This window comes from Anabaenopsis sp. NIES-4685 (genome assembly GCF_059725405.1).
This window is the reverse complement of sequence record NZ_AP043602.1, coordinates 3,487,039-3,506,325: the sequence shown is the minus strand read 5'-3', so window position 1 is coordinate 3,506,325 and position 19,287 is coordinate 3,487,039. Positions and strand designations below refer to the sequence as shown.

Below are 19,287 nucleotides of genomic sequence, written 5' to 3'. Positions count from 1 at the left end.
TTCCCCGTTCCCTACTCCCCTGCTCCCTCTGAAAAACTTATAAAACAACTTCTAAAATTATGGCAAATATTAAACCTTGGTATAAAATCGATGGACTTACACCCCGGGAAGACCTACGGGAAGGTAAACCTTTAGATGCGGCGGAATTTGCCGTACATTTAGACCAGGTGAGGAATAAAACAGCACCTGATGATTATCAACAACCAGCTAGATTCTTTGACCGTACCTATTTAACTAAATATTTAACTGAATTTGCCGCCCAAGTGGTGCGGCGTTTATCTGGGGAAAAAACCCAAACCTCTGCTGTTTTCAACCTTTCTACCCAATTCGGTGGCGGTAAAACCCACGCCCTCACCTTATTATATCACCTGGCTTGTGGTGGGGCTGATGCGGCACATTGGACTGGGGTAAAAAAGATATTAGAAGTAGCGGGTGTACCCTCCGTTCCCCCAGCAGCAGTAGCTGTATTTGTGGGGACTGAATTTGATTCTATTAATGGACGTGGTGGCCAGGACGGTACACCATTACGGAAAACTCCATGGGGAGAAATTGCCTATCAATTAGGTGGTGAGTCTGCACTAGCTATATTAGCAGAACACGAAAGGGAATTTATCGAACCCAAGGGGGATGTGATTAAACAATTTCTGCCTAAGAATCAACCTTGTTTGATTTTAATGGATGAAATTCTCAATTATGTTAGTACCTACCGTCGTAAGGGTTATCATAACAGCTTATACAATTTTATTCAAGCATTGTCGGAAACTGCCAGAAGTTTAGATAATGTGGTCTTAGTGGTTTCTATTCCCGCTTCAGAAATGGAATACACCGCTGACGATGAGGGAGACCAACAAAGATTTAAGAAAATGCTGGATAGGGTGGGTAAACCTATCATGATGTCAGCAGCTGGGGAAACCTCGGAAATTATTAGAAGAAGATTGTTTGAGTGGGATGCTGGGGCTGTAACTACGGATGGTAGAGTTATCTTACCCAAGGATGCGGTGAATACTTGTAATGAATATGCTGATTGGGTATTAGACCACCGTCAACAATTACCTAGCTGGTTTCCCGTAGATGCTCCGCGAGATGCTTTTTCTGCTACCTATCCTTTTCACCCTTGTGTATTATCAGTATTTGAGCGTAAATGGCAAGTTTTACCCCGGTTCCAACGCACTAGGGGAATTTTAAGACTCCTAGCTTTGTGGGTATCTCATGCTTATCAAAAAGGATATCAAGGCGCACACCGTGACGCGTTAATTAGTTTAGGTACTGCTCCCCTGGATGACCTAAATTTCCGTACAGCACTGTTGGGACAATTAGGGGAAACTAGATTAGAAGGTGTTGTGACTACAGATATTTGCGGACGCAAAGATTCCCATGGGGTGCGCTTGGATGCAGAAGCTGATCAGCAAATTAAAAAAGCACGACTACACCAGAAGGTAACAACCACGATATTTTTTGAGTCTAATGGTGGGATTGTACGCAGTGAGTCTACTATACCAGAAATTCGGTTAGCCGTGGCAGAACCATCTTTAGATATTGGTAATGTGGAAACTGTGCTGGAAACTCTGGCGACCAGTTGTTATTATCTGTCAATAGAAAAAAATAGGTATTCTTTTAGTCTCTCACCTAATTTAAATAAAATTCTCGCCGACCGTCGCGCTAATATTCAAGCTTCCCGAATTACTGACAGGGTAAAAGCAGAAATTAAAAAGGTGTTTACCCCGGAATTGGGTATAGAGTTAGTGCAGTTTCCCGAAAGTTCCGCCGCGATCGCCAATAGTCCTGTTTTACGTTTAGTTATATTAGCACCAGAGTATTCTCGGCAAAATAGCCAAACCATGGAAATGGTGAAATCCATGACTAAGGAATGTGGAACATCCCATAGAACCTTTAAGAGTGGGATCATTTGGGCGATCGCGGATAGTGATGGGAAAATGCGAGAAGAGGCCAGAAAGATTCTCGCTTGGGAGGATATACGGGACGAGGAGACACAATTAGATGAAAATCAAACCCGTCAGTTACAAGAAAATCTCAAAAAATGCGAGGTGAATTTAAAAGAGTGTGTGTGGAATGCTTATAAGCATGTGGCTTTTTTAGATAAAAATAACGAAATCAAGTGCAATGATTTGGGACAGTTTAACTCTAGTCAAGGGGATAAACTAGTTAAGTTAATTATTAATAAGTTACGTCAAAGTGACCATGTGACTGATAGTATCAATCCCGGCTTTTTAGTCAGAAATTGGCCTCCAGCTTTCACAGAATGGAGTACTAAAGCTGTCCGGGATGCTTTTTTTGCTTCGCCACTATTTCCCCGATTGTTAAATAGTGATGCTGTCAAAGATGCGATCGCCCGTGGGGTTGAAAATGGGACTTTAGCCTATGTGGGTAAAACCAACAATGGTATTTACGACCCTTTCCACTATCAAACCAGCTTGAACCCTAGGGATGTGGAAATTTCCGAGGATATGTTTATTATTACCACAGAAACAGCCCAAGGTTATCAAGCAGCCTTAGCTGTTGCTGAAAACCCATCAACACCAACCCCGGAACCTACTACCAATACCCCAGTTAATACGACCAGTCTCACCAATACTGTGGCGGAAGCTCCTGTACCCTATGTAAGCAATAATACAAAATCATCCAAGGAGGAGCCGGAAACAATAGCCGCTGCACCAGTTGTATTACCAAGATTATTAAAGTGGAGTGGTGAAGTTCCCAACGGGAAATATATGAGTTTTTATACTAAAGCAATTAGTAAATTTGCTGCTGATCCAAATTTGAAATTGAGATTAAAAGTAGAGTTTGTAGTCGAGGGAGAATTGACACCGGAAAAAATCCAAGAAACCCAAGTTGCACTAGCTGAGTTAGGTTTAGATCAACATATTGAAACTGATATGACTATGGGAGGGTGAACCGTAAATTAATGGCAAAAGTTAAAGTTAAAGTTATAATTGTGGGCGCAGGACCAACAGGCGCTAGTCTAGCAGTCCTCCTGGTAAAACGCGGTATTACAGTCACGCTCATAGAAGCTGCAAAAGACTTTGGGCGAGTATTTCGCGGTGAGGGTTTAATGCCTAGTGGCTTAGATGCGATCGCCCAAATGGGACTATTAGAATTAATACAACAGATTCCCCATCGACCCCTCAAGGCCTGGGAGTTCATTCTTGGGGGTAAACAGTTATTCCGGGTAGAGGAACCCATGGGGTCACAGCAACCCTGTACATTAGTTTCCCAACCTCCCTTACTCCAAGCTTTGATGAGGGAAGCTCAAACCTATGATAACTTTGAATTTATACCGGGTGTGGCTGTCAAAGATTTATGCAGAGATCACCAACGGGTTACCGGTGTTATACTCAGTGATGGAAGACAACTGACTGGTGATTTAGTCATTGGCGCTGATGGTCGTAACTCCATTGTCCGCCAATGTGCGGGACTAAAATTAGTATGTCAGCCGAAAAATATAGATATTCTCTGGTTTAAATTAGCTGCTAGTGCTGAATTTGCTGCTGATAATGTGTTTCGCACTATTGTTAATGGCGATCGCATATTTAGCATTTTCCATGGTGCAGAGTCCGATAAATTACATTTAGGCTGGGTAATATCCCCCAATGAACCCACAGACTATAAACAGCCATGGGCGGAGGTTTTCGCCTCCCTATCTCCCCCATGGTTAGCAGAACATTTTCGCCAACACAGTGCAAGTATTACATCCCCTATAAAACTATCTGTGGTGGTGGGGAGTTGTCCCCAGTGGCATATACCAGGGTTACTGTTGCTGGGTGATGCGGCTCATCCTATGTCCCCTGTGCGCGCTCAGGGTATCAATGTAGCATTACGTGATGTGATTGTTGCGGCTAATTATTTAGTGCCATTATTACAAGGAAATGCCGATCATAATCAGATTGATCTAATTTTATCACAGATTCAGGCAGAACGCCAGCCGGAAATTATCGGCATCCAGCAACTCCAGTTACAAGAAGCAGCCCAGGGGGAGAAATTGCGCAAGTATGCTCTATTGCGATCGCTCTTGGTGCAAACCCCATTCATAGGTACAATAGTCAAGAAGTTGTGGTTAAGGCGACAAATGAAAATGCGCGACGGAATCACCGAAGTATATTTAAAGGTCTAGTTTTTCCATATCTAATTAAACATGAATAATAAACAGCAACAGGTATTTTTTCAAATCCATCAAGGTTTACCCAGGGAAGGGCCGGGTGATTATCTCTATACTCAAAGTGCTTTTGTCAAGATGGTTGATTTACCGCCACATCCGCAAATTCTAGATATTGGTTGTGGACCAGGTGCGCAAACTGTGGATTTAGCCCATCTGACCAATGGGGAAATTATGGCGATCGATAATCATGATGTTTATGTGGAAGAACTCAAACAAAGGGTAATCAATCAAGGATTATCAAAAAAAATCACTGTAGTCCAAGCTGATATGTTTAATCTTGATTTCCCCCCGGAAACTTTTGATGTTATTTGGGCGGAAGGTTCAATATATATTATTGGATTTGAAACAGGATTAAGGCAATGGCAAGTTTTCCTGAAAAATAAAGGTTATTTAGCAGCTTCAGAATTGACATGGCTGCGACCAGACCCACCAAAAGCATTAAAGGACTTTTGGGATCAGGCCTATCCACCCATGAATGATGTTGCTGGTAATTTAAACATCATCGCCAATACTGGCTATAAAATCATAGATTACTTCGTCTTACCACAGTCAGCCTGGTGGAACTACTATGAACCTTTAGAAAGAAAACTACAGGTTTTACAAAATGAATATTTAGATGATTTGGAGGCTATGGAAGTAATCGAAATGGAAAAAATGGAGATTGAATTTTATCGCCAGTATTCGGAATATTACGGTTACGTGTTTTACGTAATGCAAAATTCTTGACATTTCCACAGGCTTCTATCTGTGGGACTGTGAATATTTGTTGCAAATATGCTGATTTCCCAATCAAACCCCTTGATTATATGCACAATAAAAGCATGGCTTGTAATTAAAAGGCCACAATCCCTAAGTAAAATCAAAGGGAGGCTGGAAATGATTAGTAAAGCATATCTGTTAACTTCCGCAGTGATTTTTGCCTTAGTAGCAATATCACATTTTATCCGACTGGTTAATCACTGGTCAATTGCCGTTGGTACAGTTACCTTTCCTTTTTGGGGGTCATGGTTGGCAGTTATCTGTGCATCTGCACTAAGTATATGGGCTGTGAGACTAGCAACCAAGTGGAAAACTAGCCCCCAATAAAGCTGTTTTGTCCCAGAATCCCTACCCTAGAGGGGATGTTTTGGCGATAGTTATCCACACCGGAGACAGGGAATTAATTCCCTGTCTGAAAGCTTAAGTCGGTTAAAAACCGACTGGTTTTGTGTTTGGTGATTATGGTGTTTTCCTGTGGGGTGAAGGTTGTTCTAAATCTGTTCCCTGATTTTTGTGGTAAGTTTGGCAATGAATCTTTGTAATAATAACCGCTAGTTCCCTTTCACATTTTCACACATTCGGCAATAGATAATTTAAGGGGAATAAAAATTACCTTAATATGGTCTTCAATTCCACCAATAGCATGAACAATACATTCTAGGGGAATTTATCTCATAGTTTCAGATGAACAATTGTGATCGCATTTAATTTAGAAGTCGAAACAGCAGGGGAACGCCTTGACCGCTATGTGTCCCAAGAATTACCAGAGTTATCCCGTTCTCGCATCCAGCAACTAATTGTCGAGGGTAATGTAAAACTCAATCATCAGGTATGCACAACTAAAAAAATTCCTGTGAAACCAGGCGATCGCATTAGTATAAAAATACCAGAAGTTACCCCTCTAGAACTACAAGCCCAAGATATACCCTTGGACATCCTCTATGAAGATGACCAATTACTGATCCTGAATAAACCCGCTGGTTTAGTTGTCCATCCCGCTCCCGGTCATCCTGATGGTACTCTGGTGAATGCTTTGTTAGCACATTGTCCCCATCTCCCTGGAATTGGCGGCGTTCAACGTCCGGGAATTGTCCATCGCTTAGATAAGGATACCACAGGGGCGATCGCGATCGCCAAAACTGACATAGCCTATCATAGCCTGCAAGGACAACTCCAGGCTAAAACTGCACGGCGCTCATATTTAGGTGTAGTTTACGGCGCGCCCAAAACCGCTGATGGTATGATAGACCTCCCCATTGGTCGCCACCCCCAAGATAGAAAGAAAATGGCCGTTGTCCCCATAGAAAAAGGCGGTAGGTCTGCTATCACTCATTGGCAGGTAGCAGAACGCTTGGGTAACTATACATTAATCCATTTTCAGTTAGAAACCGGGCGCACCCATCAAATTCGTGTCCATAGCGCTCAGATAGGTCATCCCATTGTCGGCGACCCAGTTTATGGTTCTGGTCGTTCTCTGGGCGTTAACTTACCCGGTCAAGCACTCCACGCTTGGCTACTCAAGTTACAACATCCAGTTTCTCAGGAGTGGATCTCGGTCACCGCTACCCCCCCGGCGACATTTAATACCTTAGTGCAAATTCTCCGCCGACGAGTAGAGTCCTGAAGTTTAGACACTCTCCCCCCTCCTCAATATTGAGATTTGTAAACTTTTCCGCTGTTTTTTACCTTGGACAGATGAATTTTAGCCAGTTATGGTAAATTTTCCCAAGTTCAAATTAACAACTCTTAATAAAAACACCATACCCTCGAATTACAGACAAAACGACCAATCTCCTGTATTTACTTGCATTCTGCAATAATTAAGAAAATATAAAATTGATGATTTCTTGGGCTAGGAGGGGGAAATATGAAGTAATGTTGCGAAAAATTTCCCATTTACTCAGTTAGATTGCTTGTATGTAAAGGATTTGAGGGTGTTCTTATTCCCGCATCTTATTTATTCATAATTTGTAACAAATAAAGAATCTATAGCATTGTATAAACATATTCTGAGGGGTGGAAATAACAGACCAAAGTCAAACCAAGCAATGAGTTGATTCAAATTTGCGGGTTTCTCATAAAATTAACCCAGATTCTCATAAATACTTGTTAATCTAGTATTGAGGGAAGAAACAGACAAATCAAAACAAGCAGTTTGCTATCGGGTCTGTTGTCAACCATCCCCAAAGTGATAAAACATTGCCAGTTTTAATCTAGACATCTCAGAACTAAGGAATTAGGAGATTAAAGTCCATGACATTAGACGTATTTACCAAGGTAGTTTCTCAAGCTGACTCCAGAGGCGAGTTTTTGAGCAACGAGCAACTAGACGCTTTAACCAACGTAGTTAAAGAAGGCAACAAGCGTTTAGACGTTGTTAACCGCATCACCAGCAACGCTTCAGCTATTGTGACCAACGCAGCTCGTTCTTTGTTTGAAGAACAACCCCAATTGATTGCTCCTGGTGGTAACGCTTACACCAACCGTCGCATGGCTGCTTGCTTGCGTGACATGGAAATTATCTTGCGTTACGTCACCTACGCAATTTTAGCCGGTGATGCTAGTGTTCTTGATGATCGCTGCTTGAATGGTTTGCGCGAAACCTACCAAGCTCTGGGAACTCCTGGATCTTCTGTGGCTGTTGGCGTGCAAAAGATGAAAGATGCTGCTGTAGCTGTGGCTAACGATCCCAACGGGATCACCAAAGGTGATTGCAGCCAGTTGATCTCTGAAGTAGCTAGCTACTTTGACCGTGCTGCGGCAGCTGTTGCTTAATATCACTGAGAAATTCCAGTACCAAAAAAATTTACGAAATACGAAGGAGATTTTAGAAGATGGTTAAAACACCAATTACCGAAGCGATCGCATCTGCGGATACCCAAGGACGTTTCTTAAGCAACACCGAACTACAAGCAGTTAACGGTCGTTATGTTCGTGCTATTGCTAGCATGGAAGCGGCTCGCGCGTTGACCTCTAACGCCCAAAGCTTGATTGATGGTGCTACCCAAGCTGTATACCAAAAATTCCCCTACACCACCCAAACACCAGGGCCTCAGTTTGCTGCTGACAGCCGTGGTAAGGCTAAGTGCGCTCGTGATGTCGGTCACTACCTACGCATTGTTACTTACAGCTTAGTTGCTGGTGGTACTGGACCCATGGATGAGTTTTTGATTGCTGGCTTGGCTGAAATCAACAGCTCCTTTGATTTGTCCCCCAGCTGGTACGTTGAAGCAATCAAATACATGAAAGCTAATCATGGTTTGAGTGGACAAGCTGCTAACGAAGCTAATACCTACTTTGACTATGCTATCAACGCATTAAGCTAGATAGTCTCTTGCCCGGGGAAGGATGCAATTTCTGGATGGAGTGAGTCACGCTTTGAGGTTAACCAAAAAACCGTTCTGACTCATCTAGCAGTTGGATCTGGCTCCGGGCAAAGTTTTATTGGAAAGCTTTAGTAAACTCGGCACTCGGTAAAAATAGCCGAAATGCAAATCAACAGGTGAAGCAAAATGGCAATTACAGCAGCAGCATCCAGGCTAGGAACAGAGCCTTTTAGTGATGCACCTCGATTAGAACTGCGCCCCAATGCCAGCAAAGATGAAGTTGAAGTTGTAATCCGGGCTGTTTATCGGCAGGTTTTGGGTAACGACTATTTGATGGCGTCGGAACGTCTGGTAAGCGCTGAATCACTCCTGCGAGATGGTAACCTGACAGTGCGGGAGTTTGTCCGCAGCGTTGCCAAGTCAGAACTCTACAAAACTAAGTTTTTTTATCCCAATTTCCAAACCAGGTTAATCGAACTTAACTACAAACATCTCCTGGGTCGCGCCCCCTATGATGAATCAGAGGTGGCTTACCACTTAGATTTGTACCAGAGCCAAGGCTACGACGCGGAAATTGACTCCTACATTGACTCACCAGAGTACCAAAATAACTTCGGTGATCATATTGTCCCATATTATCGTGGGTTTGAAACCCAACCAGGGCAAAAAACAGTAGGCTTTACCCGTCTATTCCGCTTATACCGGGGTTATGCCAACAGCGATCGCGCTCAGGTAGAAGGTGCTAAATCCCGTTTAGCCCAGGATTTAGCTAGCAATAAAGCCTCTTCAATTGTAGGGCCATCAGGCAGCAACGATAACTGGAATTTCCGTGCTGCTTCAGATGTAGCTCCCAAAAAGGCTTTAGGAAATGCAGTGGGTACGGGCGATCGCGTCTACCGCATTGAAGTAACAGCAATCCGTGGCCCTGGTTATCCCAGTATTAGACGGAGCAGTACAGCAATTATCGTACCTTACGAGCGACTTTCTGACAAGATTCAGCAAATCCACCGACAAGGCGGCAAAATTGTCAGCATCACCTCAGCTTAAGGTAGGGTTACTCACATCGTACAGGAGATATAGCAGTAATGTTCGGTCAAACCACACTTGGGGGCGGTAGCGTTTCTTCATCGGCCAGCCGAGTATTTCGTTATGAAGTTGTAGGCTTGCGCCAAAACGCAGAAACTGACAAGAATAAATTCGATATCCGTCGCAGTGGTAGTGTGTTTATCACAGTGCCATACAGTCGGATGAATGAAGAAATGCAACGGATTAACCGCCTAGGTGGCAAAATCATCAATATTTCCCCATTGAGCGCCATATAAAACTAATATCCTGGCAATGAGAGAACCCACTGCGTCAGAATATTCAGCAGAAACCGCGCCTCAGTTGACACCAGAGGTAGCACTGGCTAACCTGCAATCATCAGATTTAAGTCTGCGCTATTACGCAGCTTGGTGGCTGGGTAAATTTCGCGTCCGCCACCCAGATGTGATCAATGCCTTGATTGCAGCCTTAGAGGATGAAGCTGACAGAACAGAAATGGGAGGTTATCCACTGCGGCGCAACGCAGCCAGAGCATTGGGGAAGTTAGGTGATAATACAGCTATACCAGGGTTAATTAAGTGCTTGGAATGCCCTGATTTTTATGTGCGGGAAGCAGCAGCCCAATCTTTGCAAAAACTGCGGGAGAAAACTGCAGCACCCGCACTCATGAAAATGCTAGCTGGAGGTGTAGCCGAGGCAGTGCAAGTACCCGGCCGCCCTCATCTCAACCAGCCCTATGAAGCGGTAATAGAAGCCTTGGGAGCTATTGGTGCAACTGAGGCTATTTCTTTGATTTCACCGTTTTTAGAGCATGAAGTCCCAGGCGTAAACTGTGCCGCAGCTAGAGCAATGTACCAACTAACACAAGACCCCATTTATGGGGAGAGGTTAGTAAAAATGTTGTCTAGTGAAGACCTGAAGTTGCGCCGCCTGGTCTTAGGAGATTTGGGCGCAATTGGCTACATAGGAGCAGCGGAGGCGATCGCCAGCACCAAGGCAGAAAATAGCTTTAAACTCATGGCCCTTAAAGGATTGCTAGAGCATCAACTCACCCCAGAGTCAGAAGCCCTATCCGTTTCTGACCATGCCATCCAGGTGATGAACTTAATGGATTCACTTTTGTGAACTAGCGCGACGTGACTGATGAACTAATCCGTGCCGTCGCCCTGGCAGATACACCAGAAAAAATGGTGGCGGCAGTAAAAAACTTGGCAGCAGTCCCAGATGTTGCTGCCATTCCCACATTAATCGCAGTATTTGGTTATAACAACCCCACAGCTGCAACAGTGGCCGTGGCTGCACTAACAGCTATGGGAGCAACAGCAGTACCACAACTGTTATCCCAGATTGACGATTATAACTACGGCGCACGGGCTTATTCTATTCGCACCTTAGCGGCGATCGGCGACCCCCGTGCATTAGACGTTTTAATCACAGCAGCAGCCACAGACTTTGCTCCCAGTGTTCGCCGGGCTGCTGCTCAGGGTCTAGGAAGTTTACATTGGCATCAACTTAACTCCCCCCACAGGGAGACAGCATTAAAAAAAGCTTTAGAAACCTTGCTGTTGATTTCCCAAGACTCAGAATGGTCAATCCGTTACGCTGCGGTAGTCGGTCTACAGGCTTTGGCTCAAATCCCCGATTTGCAGCCCCCCATCCACACCAGACTCCAGCAGATGTTAACTACTGACGACGAAAAGGCAATTCGCGCTCGTGTGCAACTAGCCATTTCATAACTCATTCCTCCAATATCATAAAACAGGAAAAAAGTAAATATGTCAATACCACTGCTAAATTATGCGCTTACCACCCAGAATCAACGTGTAGAAGGGTACGAAGTACCCAACGAAGACACACCAACCATTTATCGCTTGTCAGATGCTACCTCAGATAAAGATATTGATGCCATTATTTGGGCAGCATATCGGCAAATCTTCAGCGAACACTTAATTATTGCCAGCAACCGCCAGAAGTTCCTGGAATCCCAACTGCGCAATCGCTCAATTAACGTCCGTGATTTTATCCGGGGTCTGGGGAAGTCCGAAGTCTACCGCACACAAGTAGCAGATATCAACACCAACTACCGCTTAGTTGACATCACCTTAAAGCGGTTTTTGGGACGGGCCGCTTACAACAAAGATGAAGAAATTGCTTGGTCGATTGTGATTGGTACTAAAGGTTTACACGGTTTCATCGATACCCTGTTAGACAGTGAAGAATATCTTCAGAACTTTGGTGATGATATCGTTCCTTACCAACGCCGTAGGTATAAAGATAGACCCTTTAACTTAGTTAATCCCCGCTACGGTTCCTACTGGCGCGATCGCATGATGTTAGAATCTTTGGGTGGTCGTTCCTTCTACACCGCCCGCACCACAGGGGTTGCTAGTAAACAGGAGATTCGTCGGGTGATTCCTGCCAATTTCATGGACATGGCCGGGAAAATGATCACTGGCGAACGTAACTATCAAAGAACAGTGGCTACCGTCACCTCCCAAATCAAAGATATCAAGATTCCCGACAACTCCCGCGAAGTCGGTACGCCTCAACCCACTGTCAAACCTGTAGCTGTTGCTCTACCTTATCGTTATATTCCCGGAAATCCCACGAATTAAGGCATGAGTTTGTCATGGCTCGATCCATAGGAGTATAAACCACCCATGGACAGAGATCACACACTTGATTTATGTGATATCTGGGAAAATTGCAGTCCGTAGTTAGGACCCATACAATTGATCATTGAATATTAGCAACTGTAATGACAATTCCTTTATTACAATACAAACCTAGTTCCCAAAACCAGCGCGTTGCTGGTTACGAAGTCCCCAATGAGGATACTCCCAGGATTTACCGCAGCGAAGACTGCTCTGTTGATAGTGAGTTCCAAGAATTAATTTGGGCCGCTTATCGCCAGGTTTTTAGTGAGCATGAAATCCTCAAGTTTTATCGCCAAACTAACCTGGAATCTCAGGTCAAGAATAGAGCTATTACTGTGCGCGACTTGATCCGGGGTTTGGCTAAGTCCGAAGCCTTTCGGAATTTGGTAGTAGAGACTAACTCTAACTATCGTCTTGTGGAAATTGCCCTCAAACGCCTCTTAGGTCGTGCTTCCTACAACAAAGACGAAGAAATTGCTTGGTCAATCAAAATAGCTACCCTGGGTTGGGATGGTTTTGTCGATGCTTTAATCGACTCTCAAGAGTATCAAAGCAACTTTGGCGACAACATAGTTCCCTACCAACGCCGGCGCTACAAAGATAGACCTTTTAATTTAGTCACACCCCGCTACGGTAATTACTGGCGCGACAAATTGGAAGAAGCCCGCTATAAAGCAGGGGACATCAAGAACTTTATGGAATTAGCTAATTCCATTGAAATTAAGACACTCAAATTTACACCAGTTAACCTAGCTAGCATCCAAATTCCCGACATGACAAGGGATACCAAACCCCAAGGTATACCCATCTCCATCAATTCCAGCGCCAATTTCCCCCTGGGATAAATACCTGTTGATAGTAAATTGCTGCCCAATCAGCTGTATCTATCAACATAATGCGGGACAATAACATAGGGAATCAGGCCTCCTTGAATTTTCCCAGCTAGCTTTTTGTTTAATAATTAATCAGAGGAAGAACCCAGTATGTCTGTGCCATTACTTCAGTACAAACCCACCACCCAAAATAACCGAGTCAGCAGCTTTGGTGTAGCTGACCAGAATGAAGATACACCATATATCTACCGGATTGAAGATGTCAGTTCTTACACTGATATCCAGAGCATCATTTGGGCTGCTTATCGCCAAGTCTTCAGTGAACATGAAATTCTCAAGTTCAACCGCCAAAAAACTCTGGAATCTCAACTCAAAACCGGTGCTTTATCTGTGCGTGACTTCATCAGAGGTTTAGCTAAGTCTGAAGCATTCTATCGTTTAGTTGTCAGTGTCAACAACAACTACCGTTTAGTAGACATCACCCTGAAGCGTTTATTAGGCCGTGCTTCCTATAACAAAGATGAACAAATTGCTTGGTCAATTGTCATTGCTACCAAGGGTTTTGGCGGCTTTGTGGATGCTTTAGTAGATAGTGACGAATATACCCAAAACTTTGGTGATAATATCGTACCCTACCAACGTAAACGCATGGAAGGTCGTCCCCACAACTTGGTCACACCTCGTTACGGCGAAGACTTCCAAGAAAAAGCCGGTACGGTTCAGACCGATTGGCGCTTCACCTTGGAGAAGTTCTATACCCGCAAATTCCAAGAAAAACGCCTGGCAGAAGGTGACCCACGCAAATATGCTGATATGGCAGCAGCAGTTGGTGCTAAAGGCAACTATGCTCAAAAGCTTTCTGCATTTGATATTGATTATCTCAATACCGTTCCCTACCGTAGTGGTAGTAGACGCTAAGATTAAATATCTAACTGTCTAAAACTCAAATTTTATACTGGGTCTGGTTTTTGCCTTCATGTGACGACGGGTTTACAGTTTTTCTGGGACTTTGGCGTTATGTTAAGTGGAAACTAGACCCAGTAGCTTTTAAGCTGGTAAATCTGTCAAGGATTAGTCAAATGCTCAAAGAACTTCATTTAAAGTCTGTAGGACCTGCTTCGCAATTTGATGTTGAATTTGCCAATAGACTGAACATTTTTACTGGTGATAATGGACTAGGTAAAAGCTTTTTACTTGATGTTGCTTGGTGGGTAATGACGGGAAACTGGGTAGACCAACCCGCTTATCCACAAACAAATACAGATGAATTACCCAAAATTATTTCTAAAATTAATAGCAAGAATTGGCAAATACTTTTCGATGAAATAAATGTTGAAGGTAGCTTTAATTTTTATGAACAAAAATGGCAAAGAACTCTATCTTTACGTGACTTATCCAAAAATATTGTGATTTTTGTTCGTGTTGATGGTGGTTTTTCACTCTTTGACCCGGCTGCCAGCGCGATTTAGCCTATAATTTTGATCCGGATACACTTTGGAATGGCTTAAAGTTAAAAGGTAAAGTTGTTTGTAATGGTCTCATTGATGATTGGGTTAAATGGCAAAATCAACCTCAAAAAACACCATTTGAACTATTATCTCTTGTAATTAAAAAACTGGCACCTCGTCCTGATGAATGGATAGAAGTAGGAGAACCAAAGCGAGTATCTGTGGAAGATGTCCGTGATATTCCTACAATTAATCTTCCTTATGGAAATATTCCTATTATTCAAGCATCAGCAGGAATGAAACGGATTTTGGGACTGGCTTATTTATTTGTATGGGCTTGGTATGAACACCAAAAAGCTTCAGATATCCGGAAACAAGAACCAATGAATCAAATAGTTTTACTAATTGATGAAGTTGAGTCTCACTTACATCCACGCTGGCAAAGAGTTATATTACCGTCTATTTTAACAGTCATCAATCAGTTAGATCCCAATCTGAAAATCCAAGTTTTAGTAACAACTCATTCACCCTTGGTACTTGCTTCCTTAGAACCAATTTTTGATGAAGACCAAGACAAGTTATTTTTATTTGAATTGCTAGGCGAAACAGTTTCCTTGGATGAAATATCCTGGGTTAAACAAGGGGATACAGTTGGGTGGTTAACATCAGAAATATTTGGACTCAAACAAGCTCGTTCTCAACAAGCGGAAATGGCAATTGAAGCTGCAGAAGCATGGATGCGCTATGATGATATGAATAATTTTCCAGAATACTTGAGAACCCAGCCGCAAATTCATCAGGAATTGCAAAAACTTTTACCAGGACACGATCCTTTTTGGCCTCGTTGGATAGTAACAGCAGAAAAAAGAAGCAATGCTGGATGATCAGGGGCATAGTCAATATGTTAAAATTTAATCCTCCGCCAGAACCGTCAGATTTTGATGCCCAGGTACGACAGACAGGTAATAATTGGTTAGCCAAAAATACAAATACTAAAAAAAGACCAAAAGATTTTTGGTCAAAATTCAAAATCGATTTAGCCGATGGTTTTGGTAGCGTTTGTGCTTATACTGCCATGTATGAACCTGTTGGGACTGTAGATCATTACCTTTGTTGTCAAAATCATCGGCATTTGGCTTATGAATGGAGTAATTATCGTTTTGCTTCTGCTTGGATAAATAGTAGCAAAGGTACTCTTGATGATAAAGTGCTTGACCCGTTTTTGGTAGAGGATGATTGGTTTGAAATTTTGTTACCTTCCCTGCAATTAGTCTTAACTGATGCAGTTCCACCAGAGGAAAGATCAAGAGCGGAATTTACTTTGCAACGATTACATTTGCGGGATGATGAGCGAGTTATCCGTCAGCGTCAACAATGGTATCAGCTTTATCTAGATGGTGAAATTACTTTGACAGGTTTAGAACGGAAAGCGCCGCTCATTGCTCGTGCAATTAAAAAACAGCATTAATTAACCGGATAAATCCGGCATAATTGTGTCTTTGAGAATAGCACCCTTGAGGTGAGCATTTTGGAGTTTAGCACCCCTCAAATTAGCCCCTGTTAAATTAGCCCCTGCTAAATTAGCCCCTGTGAGGTTAGCCCATGTCAAATTAGCACCGGTCAAATTAGCTTCACTGAGGTTGGCTCGTAATAGGTAAGCTCCACTCAGGTGAGTTTGGTGTAAATTAGATTTGTAAAAGTTAGCTTGATAAAGATAAGTTCCGTTTAATTGGGCGTTGTATAAATTAGCTTCACTTAAATCAGCAGCAATTAAATTCGCTGCAATGAAATTTGCAAAACTCAGGTTAGCTCTGATTAACTGCGCCTTACCTAAATCACCATCTCTAAAGTTAGCGTCTGTGAGGTCAGTTCCAATTAGGTTAGCCTCAGCAATGATCGACCCTTCCAGATTCGCACCACTCAAGTCAGCCCCAATCAGATGAGCATCACTTAAATCTGCTTGGGTAAGTATCGCACCACTCAAATTAGCTACAGTCAAGTTAGCCGCCCTGAGATTAGCTTCTATGAGCTTGGCTTGGTGGAGGTTAGCGCCACTGAGGTCAGCATGACTCAGGTTAGCTCGCACGAGTAAAGCATGACTTAAATTGACTTTACTTAAGTTCACTCCTTGGAGGTGAGCGCCTCTGAGGTTGTTTCCTTGTAAGTTGGCGGCGCTAATATCTACTTTCACCAGGGGATTTTGCTGTTTCCATTCTATCCATGTCACTGCACCTGCTTTGAGTAAGGCCAGATGCTCTTGATTTGCCATTTTTGCTCCTTTACTCATTGACACTTTGGGGGTTGGGGCGACCAGGGACATTTTCAATGGCTGCTAATGCTCCAGCAGCACCTGCGAGGATATCCTGTTCAGCACCACCTAAATACAACCGTCCAAAACTTCCTACAGCTTGCACTTCCAGGATATTAATTCCGGCGGCTTTCTCGGCTTCATTAGCCGCTAGGGCGGCGTAAGCTGCGGGCTGAACTTCTAATACATATAGTGTTTGTCCTGCAAGCAGTAGCTGTCCTCGCCGTGTACGATTAATTAACTGGGTCTGGTAAGCATCGATGTTGCGGATAATCTGGTTAGAAACTACACGGGGTTTTAGACATTCCTCTTTTTTCACTCCTAGTGTTGCTAAAATCGCTTGACCTGCAGCGCGGGTTTCTCCTTGGGAGCTAGAATGAATTTCTAATAAACCATATAGTCGTTCAACTATCTGCACTCCTGGACGCACGGAGGCGGATTTGAGTGCTACATCGGTAATGCGATTAATTTCAATACCCGGAGAAATTTCAATCCACAGTGATGTATCCCCCGGTAATGGTAGAAAACCTTGGACTACTGTTCCCATATAGGCTGCATGTTGAGGTTGCAGGCTGTCGAGAAATACAAAACTGCGTAATTCTATTCCCAAGGTGATGCTCTCCAGTCATGTGGATAAAAGTTATGTTTGGCAAATCAGTGTGATCCTAAACTACCATAACCCTAAGTACCCCTCAATCCCCACTCATTTATCCTTGCAATAGGAAAGAATCACATAACGGACTATTCCTAAACGACTAAGCCATTCAGCAACTGCTGTGGAATTTGCTGACTGCTGATTACCACTCTCAGACTGAAGTCGCTTCAGGAAGGGATAGGTTGGGAGGGTATTAGGGGTGATGTCTTCCTCTAATATGGGTGTAAAACCTGTACTTTGGGCAAGTTTTCTATAAGCATTGAGGGTGAAACTGCTGTCAACAGATCCGTAGGTGTTACCAATGGAGGGACTGAGCAATTTACCGCCAATTTTCATGAAGGGATACACAAATTTCAGAGGTACAAAGTCGCAGATGGCAAGTTTTCCCCCTGGTTTGAGAACTCGCCATGCTTCTTGGAAAAACCTTTGACGACTGGGAAAATGAAAGATACACTCAACGGCCAGAACTAGGTCAAAGGAACTATCTGCAAAGGGTAGTTGACAAGCATCCCCTTCTATAAATTCTATCTGGTTATGATTTTGGGGGTGAACTTGTTCTTTAGCTCTGGCGAGTTGGCGGGGGTCAATATTTAAACCAACTAGCTGTAAATTCTCAAAGCGATCGCTCAGACTAGCAATTGTCCCACCGAAGCCACAACCACAGTCAAGAATCTTTTGTCCATCTCCCGCACCACCCGCATCACACACCCGGCGAGTTAAATTTTCTGCTGCTAATGCGAAGTCTTCTGCGGAACCATCGGCTGTGGGGGGATTCTCCCAATAACCCCAATGTACATGAAGACCAAATCCCGTAATTACTTCGGTATTTTTCTTTTCAAAGCCCTCAAATAACTGGTCAAAATATGGTAGTACAATTTTTGGCTGATTAGTCATTTACTTTCGTTAAAACTAATACCAATTTTTACCATGATTGCCTAGGCTGTGACAAGTGTTACAAATCTCAGTTTGGTATTAGTGTTATATTTTTGGTGAGCTAAGTGTGGTTAGCAGTAGCAGTGACCAGGGGACTTTAATATCTGGGATGAAATTCGAGTATTTTCTGATTCCGGGTAAGGCTGCGGGTATAATAAACTTGAGGGAACGTAGGGATGCCGGGCGATCGCCTTGTTCGTCTACAATTCCATATTGTTGGGCTAGTTCTGCCACTATCTGCACTTTTCCTGTGCGCTGGATTATATTCGCATCAGCAGCCAAAGCCGCAATCACTCGCCCTGTTAATAAGGGAGTTTCCCAGTTATAACGGTCAACAAAGACTGAGTTTCTAGGGTCAGTCACATTTTCTGATCCTATCTCATCTGCTAAGGCGGAAATATGCTCAGTACCCACAATCCCCGGCCACAGGTCAACAGAGGCGACATTATCGGGTTTAAGTTCCACCGCCATATCAGCTACCAGGCGGTCACAGGCGGCTTTACCCACTCCGTAGGCGACACCGAAAATGGGGGACATACCCCCCCAAGAGGAAATAGTACAAATTAATCCCTGGCGACGTTGCACCATCATCCGAGCGGCAAAAATGCTGGCGACGTAGTGGCTACGCAGACCGACATTATTAATATTATCCCACAGTTCAGGTTCACACTCCCAGAAAGATTTTCCTTGAGTCTCTCGTAAAGACTGGACTCCTGAGAAGGCGTTATTAACCAGTAAATCTAGTTGTCCATGTTGCTCATCTTGGATGCGTTCAAACAGCGATCGCACTTGCTGATCATTGCTATGATCTACCTGGACGGGAATACATACACCTCCGGCTTCCTCAACTGCGGCTTGGGTATGATTCAGATTCCCGGAAATTCCCCCCACAGTATCAGAATTATCTAAACTCCGTCCGGTAATATACACAGTTGCCCCAGCTTCACCCAGTGCAATAGCAATTCCCTTACCAATTCCCCGGCTTGCACCTGTGACTAAAGTCACTTTTCCCTCAAGATTTTTCATGATTACAGATGTTATGGGTATCTGAGATTTTACCGTTTAGAAACAAACTGAATCATCTCACCTTCTAAAAAGAGGGATTAGGATCTACCATAGCAGAAAACAGGGCAGGAAAAAAGCTCTGATC

At 43.5% G+C, this 19,287-nt stretch carries 19 protein-coding genes and 1 pseudogene; 16 read left to right on the top strand and 4 right to left on the bottom strand.

The features are described from left to right. The first annotated feature begins 59 nt into the window (after positions 1–59). The 16 genes and pseudogenes from AC6IZ0_RS14940 to AC6IZ0_RS14865 all read left to right on the top strand — a co-directional run bounded on the left by AC6IZ0_RS14940 (position 60) and on the right by AC6IZ0_RS14865 (position 15,709). On the top strand, positions 60–2,912 hold the full coding sequence (locus AC6IZ0_RS14940) for an ATP-binding protein (protein ID WP_497723645.1): 2,853 nt from the start codon (positions 60–62) through the stop codon (positions 2,910–2,912). 11 nt (positions 2,913–2,923) lie between these two features. Further along, a complete protein-coding gene (locus AC6IZ0_RS14935; protein ID WP_497723642.1) occupies positions 2,924–4,129 on the top strand; it encodes an FAD-dependent oxidoreductase in 1,206 nt (401 codons plus the stop codon). 21 nt (positions 4,130–4,150) lie between these two features. Continuing rightward, positions 4,151–4,900 carry a class I SAM-dependent methyltransferase gene (locus AC6IZ0_RS14930; RefSeq protein WP_271733768.1) on the top strand — a complete coding sequence of 250 codons (750 nt, stop codon included), beginning with the start codon at positions 4,151–4,153 and terminating at the stop codon, positions 4,898–4,900. 150 nt (positions 4,901–5,050) lie between these two features. Next, positions 5,051–5,260: a hypothetical protein gene (locus tag AC6IZ0_RS14925; RefSeq protein WP_497723640.1), complete on the top strand. Its 210-nt coding sequence runs from the start codon at positions 5,051–5,053 to the stop codon at positions 5,258–5,260. 367 nt (positions 5,261–5,627) lie between these two features. Then, on the top strand, positions 5,628–6,557 hold the full coding sequence (locus tag AC6IZ0_RS14920; protein WP_497723639.1) for an RluA family pseudouridine synthase: 930 nt from the start codon (positions 5,628–5,630) through the stop codon (positions 6,555–6,557). 629 nt (positions 6,558–7,186) lie between these two features. Further along, entirely contained in the window at positions 7,187–7,708 is a 522-nt protein-coding gene (gene cpcB, locus AC6IZ0_RS14915) for a C-phycocyanin subunit beta (protein WP_271733772.1), read from the top strand. Positions 7,709–7,767: 59 nt separating this feature from the next. After that, positions 7,768–8,259, top strand: coding sequence for a C-phycocyanin subunit alpha (gene cpcA / locus AC6IZ0_RS14910; protein WP_271733773.1), 492 nt, complete (start codon positions 7,768–7,770; stop codon positions 8,257–8,259). Between the two features lie 186 nt (positions 8,260–8,445). Beyond that, on the top strand, positions 8,446–9,306 hold the full coding sequence (locus AC6IZ0_RS14905) for a phycobilisome linker polypeptide (RefSeq protein WP_271733774.1): 861 nt from the start codon (positions 8,446–8,448) through the stop codon (positions 9,304–9,306). Positions 9,307–9,344: 38 nt separating this feature from the next. Beyond that, complete coding sequence (gene cpcD / locus AC6IZ0_RS14900) at positions 9,345–9,581, top strand: rod-capping linker protein CpcD (RefSeq protein ID WP_497723637.1); 237 nt, start codon at positions 9,345–9,347, stop codon at positions 9,579–9,581. A gap of 16 nt (positions 9,582–9,597) precedes the next feature. After that, entirely contained in the window at positions 9,598–10,428 is an 831-nt protein-coding gene (gene cpcE, locus AC6IZ0_RS14895; protein WP_497723635.1) for a C-phycocyanin alpha-cysteine-84 phycocyanobilin lyase subunit CpcE, read from the top strand. Between the two features lie 11 nt (positions 10,429–10,439). Then, the gene (gene cpcF, locus AC6IZ0_RS14890; protein ID WP_497723634.1) at positions 10,440–11,039 is read left to right on the top strand and encodes a C-phycocyanin alpha-cysteine-84 phycocyanobilin lyase subunit CpcF; all 600 of its coding nucleotides are present in this window, start codon (positions 10,440–10,442) and stop codon (positions 11,037–11,039) included. 39 nt (positions 11,040–11,078) lie between these two features. Further along, on the top strand, positions 11,079–11,918 hold the full coding sequence (gene cpcG1, locus AC6IZ0_RS14885) for a phycobilisome rod-core linker protein CpcG1 (RefSeq protein ID WP_271733778.1): 840 nt from the start codon (positions 11,079–11,081) through the stop codon (positions 11,916–11,918). A 143-nt stretch (positions 11,919–12,061) separates the two neighbouring features. Next, complete coding sequence (gene cpcG2, locus AC6IZ0_RS14880) at positions 12,062–12,805, top strand: phycobilisome rod-core linker protein CpcG2 (protein ID WP_271733779.1); 744 nt, start codon at positions 12,062–12,064, stop codon at positions 12,803–12,805. Between the two features lie 138 nt (positions 12,806–12,943). After that, positions 12,944–13,711, top strand: coding sequence for a phycobilisome rod-core linker protein CpcG4 (cpcG4, locus tag AC6IZ0_RS14875; RefSeq protein ID WP_497723632.1), 768 nt, complete (start codon positions 12,944–12,946; stop codon positions 13,709–13,711). Between the two features lie 161 nt (positions 13,712–13,872). Beyond that, positions 13,873–15,125, top strand: a pseudogene (locus AC6IZ0_RS14870) (AAA family ATPase). Between the two features lie 17 nt (positions 15,126–15,142). Then, positions 15,143–15,709 (top strand): hypothetical protein, encoded by a 567-nt coding sequence (locus AC6IZ0_RS14865; protein ID WP_497723631.1) that lies wholly within the window; start codon positions 15,143–15,145, stop codon positions 15,707–15,709. On the opposite strand, the gene AC6IZ0_RS14860 is transcribed toward AC6IZ0_RS14865, so the two are convergent. From AC6IZ0_RS14860 to AC6IZ0_RS14845, 4 genes are all read right to left on the bottom strand, one after another. Continuing rightward, positions 15,710–16,510: a pentapeptide repeat-containing protein gene (locus AC6IZ0_RS14860; RefSeq protein ID WP_497723630.1), complete on the bottom strand. Its 801-nt coding sequence runs from the start codon at positions 16,508–16,510 to the stop codon at positions 15,710–15,712. A 10-nt stretch (positions 16,511–16,520) separates the two neighbouring features. Next, a complete protein-coding gene (ccmP, locus tag AC6IZ0_RS14855; RefSeq protein ID WP_497723628.1) occupies positions 16,521–17,159 on the bottom strand; it encodes a beta-carboxysome protein CcmP in 639 nt (212 codons plus the stop codon). A gap of 93 nt (positions 17,160–17,252) precedes the next feature. Continuing rightward, positions 17,253–18,098: a class I SAM-dependent methyltransferase gene (locus AC6IZ0_RS14850; RefSeq protein WP_497723627.1), complete on the bottom strand. Its 846-nt coding sequence runs from the start codon at positions 18,096–18,098 to the stop codon at positions 17,253–17,255. 84 nt (positions 18,099–18,182) lie between these two features. Continuing rightward, positions 18,183–19,163: an SDR family NAD(P)-dependent oxidoreductase gene (locus AC6IZ0_RS14845; protein WP_497723626.1), complete on the bottom strand. Its 981-nt coding sequence runs from the start codon at positions 19,161–19,163 to the stop codon at positions 18,183–18,185. Positions 19,164–19,287 lie beyond the last annotated feature (124 nt).

Coding starts and splice junctions, on each gene's coding strand:
- AC6IZ0_RS14940 (WP_497723645.1), top strand. CDS start 60: ATGGCAAATATTAAACCTTGGTATAAAATCGATGGACTTACACCCCGG.
- AC6IZ0_RS14935 (WP_497723642.1), top strand. CDS start 2,924: ATGGCAAAAGTTAAAGTTAAAGTTATAATTGTGGGCGCAGGACCAACA.
- AC6IZ0_RS14930 (WP_271733768.1), top strand. CDS start 4,151: ATGAATAATAAACAGCAACAGGTATTTTTTCAAATCCATCAAGGTTTA.
- AC6IZ0_RS14925 (WP_497723640.1), top strand. CDS start 5,051: ATGATTAGTAAAGCATATCTGTTAACTTCCGCAGTGATTTTTGCCTTA.
- cpcB (WP_271733772.1), top strand. CDS start 7,187: ATGACATTAGACGTATTTACCAAGGTAGTTTCTCAAGCTGACTCCAGA.
- cpcA (WP_271733773.1), top strand. CDS start 7,768: ATGGTTAAAACACCAATTACCGAAGCGATCGCATCTGCGGATACCCAA.
- AC6IZ0_RS14905 (WP_271733774.1), top strand. CDS start 8,446: ATGGCAATTACAGCAGCAGCATCCAGGCTAGGAACAGAGCCTTTTAGT.
- cpcD (WP_497723637.1), top strand. CDS start 9,345: ATGTTCGGTCAAACCACACTTGGGGGCGGTAGCGTTTCTTCATCGGCC.
- cpcE (WP_497723635.1), top strand. CDS start 9,598: ATGAGAGAACCCACTGCGTCAGAATATTCAGCAGAAACCGCGCCTCAG.
- cpcG1 (WP_271733778.1), top strand. CDS start 11,079: ATGTCAATACCACTGCTAAATTATGCGCTTACCACCCAGAATCAACGT.
- cpcG2 (WP_271733779.1), top strand. CDS start 12,062: ATGACAATTCCTTTATTACAATACAAACCTAGTTCCCAAAACCAGCGC.
- cpcG4 (WP_497723632.1), top strand. CDS start 12,944: ATGTCTGTGCCATTACTTCAGTACAAACCCACCACCCAAAATAACCGA.
- AC6IZ0_RS14865 (WP_497723631.1), top strand. CDS start 15,143: ATGTTAAAATTTAATCCTCCGCCAGAACCGTCAGATTTTGATGCCCAG.
- AC6IZ0_RS14860 (WP_497723630.1), bottom strand. CDS start 16,510: ATGGCAAATCAAGAGCATCTGGCCTTACTCAAAGCAGGTGCAGTGACA.
- AC6IZ0_RS14850 (WP_497723627.1), bottom strand. CDS start 18,098: ATGACTAATCAGCCAAAAATTGTACTACCATATTTTGACCAGTTATTT.
- AC6IZ0_RS14845 (WP_497723626.1), bottom strand. CDS start 19,163: ATGAAAAATCTTGAGGGAAAAGTGACTTTAGTCACAGGTGCAAGCCGG.